Source organism: Parvibaculum sp., assembly GCF_049651025.1.
In the GTDB taxonomy this organism is placed as follows: Bacteria; Pseudomonadota; Alphaproteobacteria; order Parvibaculales; family Parvibaculaceae; genus Parvibaculum.
Window position 1 is genome coordinate 1 of sequence record NZ_JBASBH010000087.1, and the last position, 11,753, is coordinate 11,753.

The window sequence follows — 11,753 nt, forward strand, 5'->3', positions numbered from 1 at the left end:
CATGGATCCCGGGAACAAGTCCCGGGATGACATCGTTGGGTTTGGCCTTTGTCCCGGCAAGACGGCGCAGTTCGTAGTCCATTTTCAGCAGACGGACCCCGGGTCGAGCCCGGGATGACATTGTTGGGGATGGCGAGAGCCTAGTTTCCCAGCAGTCCTTCGATCTCTTTCACCAGCGCCGGATCGAGCGGGGTGACCTTGCTGCCATAGACATTGACCAGCGCGCCGTCGGGGCCGATCAGGTATTTGTGGAAGTTCCAGCGCGGCAGGGCCTCTTCGCCCGCAATTTCCGCAATCCATTTGTAGAACGGATGCGCGTCCTCGCCGATCACCGACTGTTTCGATGTCAGCGGAAAGTCGATGTCGTAATTCACTTCACAGAAAGACAGAATTTCCGCTTCGGTGCCCGGCTCCTGCGCGCCGAAATCGTTGGACGGCACGCCTAGAACGACTAGCCCTCGCGCCTTGTAGCGCTCCCACAGACCCTGCAATTCGCGATATTGCGGCGTCAGCCCGCAGCGGCTTGCCGTGTTGACGACGAGGACGGTGCGGCCCTCGAATTGCGACATGGGCAGGGCCTCGCCTGCAATCGTCCGAAATTCGAAATCATGCGCGCTCATGGGCTAGCCTCCGGTGAATGATGATGGCCGATCCTAGCACGAAGAAGTTTAAGCTTCATCGGGAGGCTTGCGCGCCGCTAAGATGCAGGCCGCAGGGGGATAGACATATGTGCGATACGATGGTGGCGCGGCCCGGCCAGACGAAATCGGGCGCGCTTCTTTTTGCAAAGAACTCCGACCGCGAGGCAAACGAGGCGCAGTATCTGCAAGCCGTTGCCCGTGCGCGTCATGAAAAAGGCGCGCTGGTTCGCTGCACCTATATTTCCATTCCGCAGGTCGAAGAAACCCATGCGGTTCTGCTGTCCCGGCCCTTCTGGATGTGGGGCGCGGAGATGGGCGCGAACGAACACGGCGTCGTCATCGGCAATGAGGCGGTGTTTGCCAAGATCGCGCCGCAGAAGGAAGCGGCCCTGCTCGGCATGGACCTTGTGCGGCTCGGGCTTGAGCGCGGGAAAAGCGCGGCGGAGGCGCTCGACGTCATCACCGGGCTTCTCACAGCACATGGACAGGGCGGCAATTGCGCTCATCTGGGGCGCTTCGAATATCACAATTCGTTTCTGATCGCGGATCAGAGCGATGCCTTCGTGCTCGAAACGGTCGGGCGCGAATGGGTGGCCGAGCGGGTCGGGGCGACGCGGTCGATCTCCAACACCTATACGATCGGCGCGGAGTTCGAGCGCGCGAGCCAGGGGCTGCTGCCACAGGCCATCGAGCGCGGCTTCGTCAAGGACGGTGCGCCGTTTCATTTTTCGGACGCTTACGCAAACCGCAAACGCTCGGCCTTTGCCACCGGCATGTCGCGCTGGTGCCGGACGAGCGAGTTGCTCGACGCGCGCGGCCGGCACGATCCGCAAAGCATGATGGCCATATTGCGCGACCACGGACCCCGCGCAGCGCGCGAGCGGAACTGGCGGCCCGACGGGGTGATGGGCGGTTCGGTCTGCGCCCATGCCTCCTGGGGGCCGATCCGTCGCTTCGGCCAGACGACGGCGTCGTGGGTTGCCGAGCTTGGACAGGGCCGCGCGGTTCACTGGGTGACGGGAACGTCCTCGCCCGATACGTCGATTTTCAAGCCGGTGTTTTTCGGGCCCGGTTTTGAGGGGGCCGCCCTTCCCGATTTCGGCCCCGCGCCGGGCGGCACCTTCGACCCCGCAACGCTCTGGTGGGGGCATGAGCGGCTGCATCGCGCCGTGCTCGACGATTATGCGCCGCGCATCCGCGCCTTTGCAGGCGCTCGCGACCGGCTGGAGGCGAGCTTTGTCGCCCGGGTCGAGGCGCTGCTGAAGCGCAGCGGCTCGGCGGAGGAGGCCGGTCGGCTGTCGCAGGCGATCTGGAAAGAGGCGGCGGAGGCGGAGCGGGACTGGCTTGCGCAGGTGCGCCGCGTGTCGCCCCGGCCGGGGCAAAGCCCATCGCTTCTCTACAAGATGCATTGGGCAAAGCTTGGGCGGCTGGCAAAGATGCCAGCCTGACCGGGGGCAAAGCTCGGGCGGCTGGCGAAAATGCCTGTGTGAGCCGGATTCCGGGCTGATGGTTAACTTTTTCTCAAAACCTTGGCCCCAAGCTCAGGGCAGGACCAATCCTGGGCAAGGGGCTTTACGCACATCGCGCCGCCCTGCCGTCCGCAGGAGTGCCAAATGTCGCCGTTCAAGAATGCCCTCGCCTTTGCTCTTTACGCCCTGCCCTCGGCGGCTCTTGCCTATGGGTTGAGCGCAATCGGGTTTCTCGAACCCAAGCTCGCCATGCTTGCGGGGCTCATCGCCTGCCTGCTCGGGGCGGAGGCCCATGCCTCCATCGCGCGCGGCGTCGAGCGGCGTCAGGTGCGCCGCGAGCTTGCGGAGCTGACGGGGCTCGCTGCCGGGCTTTCGCGCGAACTCGATCATGCGGGCGAGCGCATTGTGGAACTGGAAGAACGCTTCGAGCGCGAGACCAATGCGCGCATGGAACGCATCTTCTCGGAAATTCGCGTTGTCGAAACGCTGGTGAAGCGCCTTGCCGAAACGCGCGACGCGCCGCCCATGCCCATGCATGTGCCCATCGGGGCCGCCCGCTTGCAGGCAAAGCTCGTTGAAGAATTCGCACCGGTCGCCGTCGAGCCGGAGCCCGATGTCTCGACGATGAGCGATGGCGAGCTGCTGGAAACGATCCGCCGCTCGCTCGAAGCCAATCGCGTCGATCTCTATCTGCAGCCCATCGTCGCGCTGCCGCAGCGCAAGACGCGCTATTACGAAGGCTTGTCGCGCCTGCGTTCAGAGCAGGGCGCGCTCATCATGCCGCGCGATTACATGCGCGTCGCGGAGCCCGCAGGCATGATGCCGACCGTCGATAATATTCTGCTGTTCCGCTGCATTCAGGTGGTGCGCAAGCTCGCGCAACGCAACAAGAATGCCGGCGTCTTCTGCAACATCTCGGCCTATTCGCTGCTCGATGGGGATTTCTTCCCGCAATTCGTCGAATACATGCAGCACAATCAAGATCTCGCGCAGCACCTCATCTTCGAATTCAGCCAGATGACGGTGAACGGCATGGGGCCGATCGAGCAGGAGAGCCTGTCGGCGCTTGCAGCCCTCGGCTTCCGCTTCTCGATGGATCAGGTGACGAACCTGAAATTCGCGCCCGCCATGCTGCATGATCGCAACTTCCGCTTCGTGAAAATTCCCGCATCGCTGCTCACCGGCGGCCATGAGGGCGACGCCGATATTCATACCGGCGACATCAAGGAAGTGCTGAAGCGCAATGGCATCCAGCTCATCGTCGACAAGATCGAGACCGAACGCGAAGTCGTGGACGTGCTCGACCTCAATGTCGAGCTTGGCCAGGGCTATCTCTTCGGCGAACCCAAGCCCGTGCGCGAGGAAGTGACGCGGGCGACCGCGGAAGCGGTTTCGGCGGCGGCTTAAGGGTTTTCCCCCATCTATTCGTCATGCGCGGGCTCGACCCGCTTACTCACGTCTTGCTTTCCGTCGGTGGCGAAGAAAGACGTGGATGGCCGGGTCAGGCCCGGCCATGACGACAACGAGGGCGTTTGACAGGGGCCGCGCGGAGCTTATCTTGCCCGCGACATCAAACCTTACCGGGAAGCCTCCATGAGCACCGCCCAACTGAAGTCCGTCGTTGAAGCCGCCTTCGAGGCGCGTGACACCATCAATACGGGCACCAAAGGGGAAGTGCGGGACGCGGTGGAAGCCGCGCTGCTGGCGCTCGACCGGGGTGAATTGCGGGTCGCCGAGAAGTTCAACGGGACATGGGAAGTTCATCAGTGGCTGAAAAAGGCCGTGCTGCTCTCCTTTCGCCTCAACGATATGGGGCTGATCGAAGGCGGGCCGGGCGGCGACACAGGCTGGTGGGACAAGGTTCCCTCGAAGTTTCAGGGCTGGGGCGAGGCGGAATTCCGCAAGGCCGCTTTCCGCGCCGTGCCGGGCTCGATCGTCCGCCGCTCGGCCTATATAGCGCCCAACGTCGTGCTCATGCCCTCTTTCGTCAATCTCGGCGCCTATGTCGATGAAGGCACCATGGTCGATACATGGGTGACGGTCGGCTCCTGCGCGCAGATCGGGAAGAACTGCCATTTGTCCGGCGGCGTCGGTATCGGCGGCGTGCTGGAACCCTTGCAGGCAAACCCCGTCGTCATCGAGGATAATTGCTTCATCGGCGCGCGCTCGGAAGTCGTCGAGGGCGTCATTGTCGGCGAGGGCGCGGTGCTTTCGATGGGCGTCTTCATCAGCGCCTCGACCAAGATCATCGACCGGGCGACCGGCGAAATCCATATCGGCAAGGTGCCGCCCTATTCGGTCGTCGTGCCGGGCTCTCTGCCGGGCAAGGCCAATCGCGATGGATCGCCCGCCCCGAGCCTTTATTGCGCCGTGATCGTGAAGACGGTCGATGCGCAGACGCGGGCGAAGACGGCGATCAACGAGTTGCTGCGGGACTGATCGCGCCATTTGACGCCTTACAGGGCGGCGCGGTACACGGGATGTCATGACCGTGCCCACCGCGCCTTATGATCCGATAGAGATTGCCGTCGAGCTGATCCGCTGTCCGAGCGTAACGCCCAGGGACGAGGGGGCGCTGGGGACGCTGGCGGGATGGCTGGCGCCGCTCGGTTTCAATTGCGAGCGCATGCGCTTCAGCGACGAGAACACGCCCGACATCGACAATCTTTACGCACGGATCGGCAGCAGTGCCCCTCACTTCTGTTTCGCGGGGCATACCGACGTTGTGCCCGTGGGCGACGAGGCGGCATGGACGGTCGATCCGTTTGCGGGCGAGATCAGGAGCGGGAAATTGTTCGGGCGCGGCGCGGCCGACATGAAGGGCTCGATTGCGAGTTTCGTTGCCGCCGCCTCGCGGCTTGTGCGCGAAGGTCGGCTCATACAAGGCGAAGGCTCGATCAGCCTGCTCATCACCGGCGACGAAGAAGGCCCGAGCATCAACGGCACGCAGAAGATGCTGAAGGCGCTGGCGGCGCGCGGCGAAACATTCGACCATTGCCTTGTCGGCGAACCGACCTGCGTGTCGAAGCTCGGCGACATGGTGAAGATCGGGCGGCGCGGCAGCATCAATGGCTGGCTGACCGTGCGCGGCATGCAGGGCCATGTCGCCTATCCGCATCTGGCCGACAATCCGCTTCCACGCCTGATGGAAATGTTGCGACGGCTCGATGCGCATGTGCTCGATGAGGGCAATACGCATTTCCAGCCGTCGAATTTCGAGATCACATCGATCGACACCGGCAATGCAGCCACCAATGTCATTCCCGGCGCTGCGCGCGCGGTGATGAACATACGCTTCAACAGCGAGCATAGCGGCGCGAGTCTGGACGCATGGATGCGCCGCACCTTCGATCAGGTCGTGCAGGAAATGGGCGGCGCTTACGAATTCGAGACGAAGATTTCGGGCGAGGCCTTCATCACGCAGCCCGGCGATTTTTCGGCACTGATTGCCAAGTCCGTCAAGGATGTGACGGGGCTCGAGCCTGAGCTTTCGACGACCGGCGGCACGTCCGATGCGCGGTTCATTCGCGCCTATGCGCCCGTTGTCGAATTCGGATTGGCGAATGCCACCATGCACAAGGTTGACGAGCATGTGCCCGCGGGCGATGTGACGAAGCTCGCCGATATTTACGAAGCGATCCTGCGCGGTTATTTCAGCGGACCATTGAAATCGTGAGCGACAACAGACCCATCGGCGTTTTCGACAGCGGCATCGGCGGCATTACGGTCTTGAAGGCGCTGCGCGCGCGATTGCCACATGAGGATCTTGTCTATCTCGGCGACATGGCGCGACTTCCCTACGGCACGAAAAGCGCCGAGACGGTGACGGCCTATTCGCTGCAGACGACAAAACATCTGCTGACGCATGACGTGAAGATGATCGTGATTGCCTGCAACACGGCCTCATCCGTGGCGCTCGGGCCGCTGACAAAGGCGCTGGCGCCGATCCCCGTCATCGGCGTGATCGAGCCGGGTGCGCGCGCAGGCGTTGCCGCGACAAAGACCAATCACATCGCCGTCATCGCGACCGAGGCGACGGTGCGCGTCGGGGCTTATGCGCGCGCCATTCACGAACTCGCGCCTGACGCGCATGTCGTGCAGGAGCCTTGCGGCCTCTTCGTCACGCTTGCCGAAGAGGGATGGATATCGGGCGATGTGGTGGAAGCGACGGCGCGCCGCTATCTCACGCCGCTCTTCAAACGCAAGGCGTCGCCCGATACGCTGGTGCTGGGCTGCACGCATTTTCCGGTACTCGCGAAAACCATTCGCAAGGTTGTCGGGCGCGGCGTGAAACTGGTCGATTCCGCAGAGACGACGGCGAAGGCCGTCGAGACGGCGCTGAACGAGCAGGGTCTTGCGACGAAGCGCCGGAGCAAGGGCCGCAATCGTTTTCTGGCAACGGACAGCCGCGAACGCTTTGTGCGCGTCGGCGGGATTTTCTTCGGCGAAGCGATCCGGGCGAAGGATGTCGAGCTGGTGGATTTGCAGTTCGGGTAGACGCTTCGGGTTTGCGGCTTCGCTCAAAATAATGCGTCGTCCCGGGACTTGTTCCCGGGATGACAGCCTCCACCCGTCATGGCCGGGCTTGACCCGGCCATCCACGTCTTCCTTTCCCAACGGCAGCAAAGACGTGGATACGCGGGTCAAGCCCGCGCATGACGACCATATTGAATGCCTTTCCCACGTCATCATCGGCGCGCGGCCATCGTCGCGTGCTGCGTGAAACAAGAATTCAGCGTCGTCCCGGGACTCGTTCCCGGGACCCATATGCCTCGGTGCGTGGCGTGAAGATGGACCCCGGGTCAAGCCCGGGGTGACGGCGTTGGGTTTAGTTTAGGGATGACCCGAATGCGAAAGCATTACTCGTAATCCACTTTCAGCAGATAGAGCCCGTCGGACGGCGCGACGGGGCCGCAGGCGGCGCGGTCTTTTGCTTTCAATGCGCGTTCGAGATCGCGTCGCGTCCATTTGCCGTCGCCGACAAGTTTCAGTGAGCCGACAATGGAGCGCACCTGATTGTGCAGGAAGGATCGCGCATTGGCGGTGATTTCGATCTCGTCGCCATAGCGTGCGACGGAGAGATGATCGAGCGTTTTTTCCGGCGATTTCGCCTGACACTGCAAAGAGCGGAACGTCGTGAAGTCGTGTCGTCCGATCAGGCTTTGCGCGGCGGCGTGCATCGCATCCGCGTCGAGCGGCTTGTGGACGAGCCATGCCTGTCCGCGATCAAGCGTCAGCGGCGCGCGGCGATTGACGATGCGGTAGAGGTAGTGACGGCGGATGGCGGAGAAGCGCGCTTCGAAATCGGACGCAACTTCCTCGACCTCGACGATGGCGACGGGATGCGGGCGCAGATGCGCGTTGACGGCATCGCGCAGAACGTCAGTGCGCACCGCTTGTTCAAGATCGATATGCGCGACCTGCCCCAACGCATGAACGCCCGCATCGGTGCGGCCAGCGCCGTTGACGCGAATATCCTGACCGCAAAAACCTTTGACGCCTGCTTCCAGCGCGTCCTGCACGGATGAGCCGTTGAGCTGGCTCTGCCATCCGCAAAAGGGCGAGCCGTCATATTCGATGGTGAGTTTGTAACGCGGCATCAGGCGAGCCTTTCGCCTTTCACAAACGGGAACCCACGCAGGAAATCATCGGCGCGCATCGGGCCTTTGCCGGCGCGCTGGAGGTCGGTGATTTTCAATGCGCCGTCGCCGCAAGCGATGGTGATGCCGCCATCAAGGCTCAGAATTTCTCCGGCTGCGCCCTGCCCGCCTGTCGGCGAGGCGCGCAGGATTTTTACACGCGTGGCGAGGCCGTCGCGCGTGACTTCGAAGAAGGCACCGGGGAAAGGCGTGAGGCCGCGAATGTGGCAATCGAGTTCACTGGCGGGGCGCGACCACTCGATGCGGGCTTCTTCCTTGCCGATTTTTTTGGCGTAGGTGACGCCCTCATCGGGCTGCGGCGTTGCATGGAGCGAGCCGCGCTCAAGGGCGGCGAGCGCGCGGACCATCAGCGATGCGCCGATATGCGACAGCTCGTCGTGAAGGCTGCCGGAGGTGGCGGTGGGCGCGATCAGCACATGCTCGGCGAGAAGAACGGGGCCGGTGTCGAGGCCTTCATCCATCTGCATGACCATGACGCCAGTCTCAGCATCGCCCGCCATGATCGCGCGCTGGATCGGCGCGGCGCCACGCCAGCGCGGCAGAAGCGAGGCATGGAGATTGAGGCAACCGAGACGCGGCGCTTCGAGAATGGCCTTGGGAAGGATCAGGCCATAGGCGACGACGATGGCGACGTCCAGATCGAGATCGGCAAAGGCCTGCTGCTCTTCCGGCGATTTCAGCGAGACGGGCGTGCGCACGACAAGTCCGTGGCTCTGTGCAAAACGGTGAACGGGCGAGGGTTGCTCGGCCATGCCGCGCCCGGCCTTGCGCGGCGGCTGCGAATAGACGGCGACGACCTCGTGGCCCGCGCCGAGAAGCTCGGCAAGGACGCTCACGGAAAATTCGGGCGTGCCCATGAATGCAATGCGCAAGCTCATGGGTGCAAATCCGAGGGGGCCCGACGGCTCAAGCCAGTTCCTTTTCCTGAAACTTCTTCGCCTTGACGAGCTTCTTCAGCATCATCGAGCGCTTGAGCTTGGAAAGATGGTCGATGAAGAGAATGCCCTTCAGGTGATCCATCTCGTGCTGGATGCAGGTGGCGAAAAGCCCTTCGCAATCCATCTCGCGGATCTCGCCCTGATAGTCGAGAAAGCGGATGCGGCATTCGGCGGGACGCGCCACGTCTTCGTAAAATTCCGGCACCGAAAGGCAGCCCTCCTCATAGACGGCAAGATCGTCCGAGGTGGAGAGGATTTCGGGGTTCACGAAATATTGCGGCTGGGGCGGCTCGCCCTCGCGCGCAAGGTCCATCACGATGACCTGTTTGGGCACGCCGATCTGCACGGCGGCAAGGCCGATGCCCGGCGCGTCGTACATGGTCTCAAGCATGTCGTCCATGAGACGGCGCAGCTCGTCGTCAACCTTGTCGACGGGCTTTGATACCTGCTTGAGGCGCGGATCAGGCGCGGTGATGATCTCTCTGATGGCCATAGGCTTTCAGATAAGCTCCCGAGCCAATATCGTCAAGCAAGGCCGGGCCGCTCGGTTGCGCGCTGAACGGCTGAAAACGGGCTAATTCTCGCAATTGGCGACGCAGACCTGATATTCCGAAATCTGCCCGCCGCAGGAGCGGTAGCACATCTGATATTGCGGCACGCATTCGCTGCCCAGGCTGTCGCACTGGCCATAATTGGCATAGCCGCGCCGGGGCTCGACAGGCTCGGAAAATCTGGCCGGATCCTTGGCATAAAGCTTCAGGGCAACGATGTAATCGTCCTTGGCCATCTGGTAGTCGCGCTCAATCCGGCGGTCGACATCCTTGCGGCACATGGCCTTTTGATGCTGGCCGCGTTCAAGGCATGAGGACTGGTCGGACTGGCAGTTCTGGACGCATTGCATGCCCGATTTCGTGACCGGCGGCTTGAAGTCGTAGCGGGTTTCCATCATCGGCCCGCAAGCCGAAAGGCCGAAAAAAACAACCAGCACGGCAAACAGCTTTTGCATGATCCCCCCGAGTGAATTCCCCATTTCTTACAGATAATCACACAGAAAGCCGCCTGCGAAGCCTTGTCAGGCGGGTGGCCGGGAGGTGCCGGCGCGGGAATCGGCTATAGTTGCCGAAATGTTCACGAGCGATGGGCGAGGTCTTCTTTCCCGTGGCCGTGCCCGGTGGGAATTCGGAAAGCCATGGATAATCTCGCGATCTATCTGCCTTTCATCACGCTTGTCTTGAGCGCATTGGCCGCGCTTTTTGCCGTGCTCGCCTTTCTGCGCAGCGGCGGGGGAAGCGACGGCTCGGCCAGTTTCGCGCCGCAATTGCGCGACGAGGCGGACCGGATCAAGGCCGACACGGCGGAGCAGGCGCGCGGCATCCGGCAAGAGGTGGGCGACAATATTCGCGGCTTTCAGGATTCCTTTTCGCAGAAGCTCGATACCGGGATCGAGGCGCTGCGCGCGCCCGTGACCGCCATCGGGCAAAAGCTCGATCAGGACATGGCGAAGATGGAGCTTGAGGCGGCCGAAAGCCGCGAGGCGCTGCGCCTTGCCATCGAGGCAAAGCTCGACGCATCGGGCGCGCGGACAGCGGCGGCATCGCGCGAATTGCGCGAGGAACTGACGGGCAATTTCAAACAGACGGCCGATCTTCTCGCCTCGACATTGCAGCAGCTTGGCGTCCATCAGCGCGAGCGGCTCGACAAGGTGGCGACGGAGCTTGCCGCCATGTCGGCGCAGCAGACCATTGCGCAGGACGCATTGCGACAGACGGTCGAAGGCAGGCTCGACGCGTTGCGGACGGAGAATTCGGCAAAGCTCGACGAGATGCGAAAGACCGTGGACGAGAAGCTGCAGACCACGCTTGAAAAACGCCTCGGCGAGAGCTTCCGCCATGTCAGCGAGCAGTTGGAGCGCGTTCATGCTGGGCTTGGCGAGATGCAGAACCTTGCGACCGGGGTTGGCGATCTCAAGAAGGTGCTGACCAATGTGAAGACGCGCGGCACATGGGGCGAAGTGCAGCTTGGCATGTTGCTGGAACAATTCCTGTCGCCCGAACAATTCATTCGCAATGCGCAGGTGAAGAAGGAAAGTGCGGAGCGCGTCGAATTTGCGATCCGCTTTGTCGGCAAGGATATCGAAGAAGAATTGCTGCTGCCCATCGACGCGAAGTTTCCGCAGGAAGATTACGAACGACTGGTGCATGCAGCCGAGCGCGCGGATGCCACCGCCGTGGAAGAAGCATCGGCGGCGCTCGAAATTCGCGTGCGCAGTTTTGCCAAATCGATCTCGGACAAATATATCAATCCGCCGATCACGACCGATTTCGCCATTCTCTTCCTGCCGACCGAAAGCCTCTTTGCCGAAGTGCTGCGCAGGCCGGGGCTATTTGAACATCTGCAACGCGAATACAGGGTGACGCTAGCGGGACCGACGACACTTGCATCCATTCTCAATGCGTTCCAGATGGGCTTTCGCTCGCTGGCGATCCAGCAGCGTTCGAGCGAGGTCTGGCAAATCCTCGGCGCGGTGCGCTCGGAGTTCAAGGAACATGGGCGCGTTGTCGAGCGGCTGAAAAAGCAGCTTGGCGCGGCGACCAATACGATCGATGCGCTCGGCACGAGGACGCGAGCGATGAACCGCAAGTTGAAGGATGTCGAGGTTCTGTCGGATGGCAGCGCGAGCACCCTGCTCGGCCTGACGGCGCAGGAGCTTGCCGATGCGGAGCCGGATGAGGCGGACGAGATCGACGTCGACCAGACAGCCTGATGCATAAAAAGGCCGCCTGACGCCTCGATTGTCCTATATGCGGAACGCTGTGTGCGATGGCGCGTACTACTGCAATGGCGGCGCACCCCTCATATCTCCGCAAAGGCAATCGGGCCGTCGGCCCGAGCCACATCAGGAGATGTGCGATGAAGAAAGTTCTCGGGGTTCACGGCAATCCCCAAAGGCACTGGGTCGGAGACGGTTTCCCGGTCCGGTCGCTTTTTTCCTACAATGCACTCGGCGATCAGGTGAGCCCGTTCCTGCTGCTCGACCATGCGGGC

The 11,753-nt window shown here is 62.3% G+C and carries 11 protein-coding genes and 1 pseudogene; 7 read left to right on the plus strand and 5 right to left on the minus strand.

The window, feature by feature from the left end:
- Positions 1–140: 140 nt before the first annotated feature.
- Positions 141–620: a glutathione peroxidase gene (locus WA943_RS11700; protein WP_424470059.1), complete on the minus strand. Its 480-nt coding sequence runs from the start codon at positions 618–620 to the stop codon at positions 141–143.
- A 107-nt stretch (positions 621–727) separates the two neighbouring features.
- Here WA943_RS11700 and WA943_RS11705 point away from each other — a divergent pair, with 107 nt between their 5' ends.
- From WA943_RS11705 to murI, 5 genes are all read left to right on the plus strand, one after another.
- The gene (locus WA943_RS11705) at positions 728–2,089 is read left to right on the plus strand and encodes a hypothetical protein (RefSeq protein WP_424470060.1); all 1,362 of its coding nucleotides are present in this window, start codon (positions 728–730) and stop codon (positions 2,087–2,089) included.
- A gap of 165 nt (positions 2,090–2,254) precedes the next feature.
- Positions 2,255–3,517 carry an EAL domain-containing protein gene (locus WA943_RS11710; RefSeq protein ID WP_424470061.1) on the plus strand — a complete coding sequence of 421 codons (1,263 nt, stop codon included), beginning with the start codon at positions 2,255–2,257 and terminating at the stop codon, positions 3,515–3,517.
- Positions 3,518–3,703: 186 nt separating this feature from the next.
- Entirely contained in the window at positions 3,704–4,549 is an 846-nt protein-coding gene (gene dapD, locus WA943_RS11715) for a 2,3,4,5-tetrahydropyridine-2,6-dicarboxylate N-succinyltransferase (protein WP_424470062.1), read from the plus strand.
- A 46-nt stretch (positions 4,550–4,595) separates the two neighbouring features.
- The gene (gene dapE / locus WA943_RS11720; RefSeq protein ID WP_424470063.1) at positions 4,596–5,786 is read left to right on the plus strand and encodes a succinyl-diaminopimelate desuccinylase; all 1,191 of its coding nucleotides are present in this window, start codon (positions 4,596–4,598) and stop codon (positions 5,784–5,786) included.
- Complete coding sequence (gene murI, locus WA943_RS11725) at positions 5,783–6,607, plus strand: glutamate racemase (RefSeq protein ID WP_424470064.1); 825 nt, start codon at positions 5,783–5,785, stop codon at positions 6,605–6,607. The genes dapE and murI overlap by 4 nt, the downstream gene beginning before the upstream one ends.
- 362 nt (positions 6,608–6,969) lie before the next feature.
- Here the strand turns inward: murI and truA are convergent, their stop codons facing one another.
- From truA to WA943_RS11745, 4 genes are all read right to left on the minus strand, one after another.
- Positions 6,970–7,710 carry a tRNA pseudouridine(38-40) synthase TruA gene (gene truA, locus WA943_RS11730; RefSeq protein WP_424470065.1) on the minus strand — a complete coding sequence of 247 codons (741 nt, stop codon included), beginning with the start codon at positions 7,708–7,710 and terminating at the stop codon, positions 6,970–6,972.
- Complete coding sequence (gene fmt / locus WA943_RS11735; protein ID WP_424470066.1) at positions 7,710–8,648, minus strand: methionyl-tRNA formyltransferase; 939 nt, start codon at positions 8,646–8,648, stop codon at positions 7,710–7,712. The genes truA and fmt overlap by 1 nt, the downstream gene beginning before the upstream one ends.
- Before the next feature lie 28 nt (positions 8,649–8,676).
- Positions 8,677–9,201, minus strand: coding sequence for a peptide deformylase (gene def, locus WA943_RS11740; RefSeq protein ID WP_424470067.1), 525 nt, complete (start codon positions 9,199–9,201; stop codon positions 8,677–8,679).
- 81 nt (positions 9,202–9,282) lie between these two features.
- A complete protein-coding gene (locus tag WA943_RS11745) occupies positions 9,283–9,714 on the minus strand; it encodes a hypothetical protein (protein ID WP_424470068.1) in 432 nt (143 codons plus the stop codon).
- Between the two features lie 183 nt (positions 9,715–9,897).
- On the opposite strand from WA943_RS11745, the gene rmuC reads away from it, so the two are divergent.
- Together rmuC and WA943_RS11755 are read left to right on the plus strand one after the other, a co-directional pair.
- The gene (rmuC, locus tag WA943_RS11750; RefSeq protein ID WP_424470069.1) at positions 9,898–11,472 is read left to right on the plus strand and encodes a DNA recombination protein RmuC; all 1,575 of its coding nucleotides are present in this window, start codon (positions 9,898–9,900) and stop codon (positions 11,470–11,472) included.
- Positions 11,473–11,618: 146 nt separating this feature from the next.
- Positions 11,619–11,753 (plus strand): annotated as a pseudogene (locus WA943_RS11755) (pirin family protein); the annotation flags it as partial.

Bases quoted from the DNA above. Each gene is read 5' to 3' on its own strand.
- fmt (WP_424470066.1), bottom strand. From the start codon at position 8,648: ATGAGCTTGCGCATTGCATTCATGGGCACGCCCGAATTTTCCGTGAGC.
- rmuC (WP_424470069.1), top strand. From the start codon at position 9,898: ATGGATAATCTCGCGATCTATCTGCCTTTCATCACGCTTGTCTTGAGC.
- def (WP_424470067.1), bottom strand. From the start codon at position 9,201: ATGGCCATCAGAGAGATCATCACCGCGCCTGATCCGCGCCTCAAGCAG.
- WA943_RS11700 (WP_424470059.1), bottom strand. From the start codon at position 620: ATGAGCGCGCATGATTTCGAATTTCGGACGATTGCAGGCGAGGCCCTG.
- dapE (WP_424470063.1), top strand. From the start codon at position 4,596: ATGACCGTGCCCACCGCGCCTTATGATCCGATAGAGATTGCCGTCGAG.
- WA943_RS11745 (WP_424470068.1), bottom strand. From the start codon at position 9,714: ATGCAAAAGCTGTTTGCCGTGCTGGTTGTTTTTTTCGGCCTTTCGGCT.
- truA (WP_424470065.1), bottom strand. From the start codon at position 7,710: ATGCCGCGTTACAAACTCACCATCGAATATGACGGCTCGCCCTTTTGC.
- dapD (WP_424470062.1), top strand. From the start codon at position 3,704: ATGAGCACCGCCCAACTGAAGTCCGTCGTTGAAGCCGCCTTCGAGGCG.
- WA943_RS11710 (WP_424470061.1), top strand. From the start codon at position 2,255: ATGTCGCCGTTCAAGAATGCCCTCGCCTTTGCTCTTTACGCCCTGCCC.
- WA943_RS11705 (WP_424470060.1), top strand. From the start codon at position 728: ATGTGCGATACGATGGTGGCGCGGCCCGGCCAGACGAAATCGGGCGCG.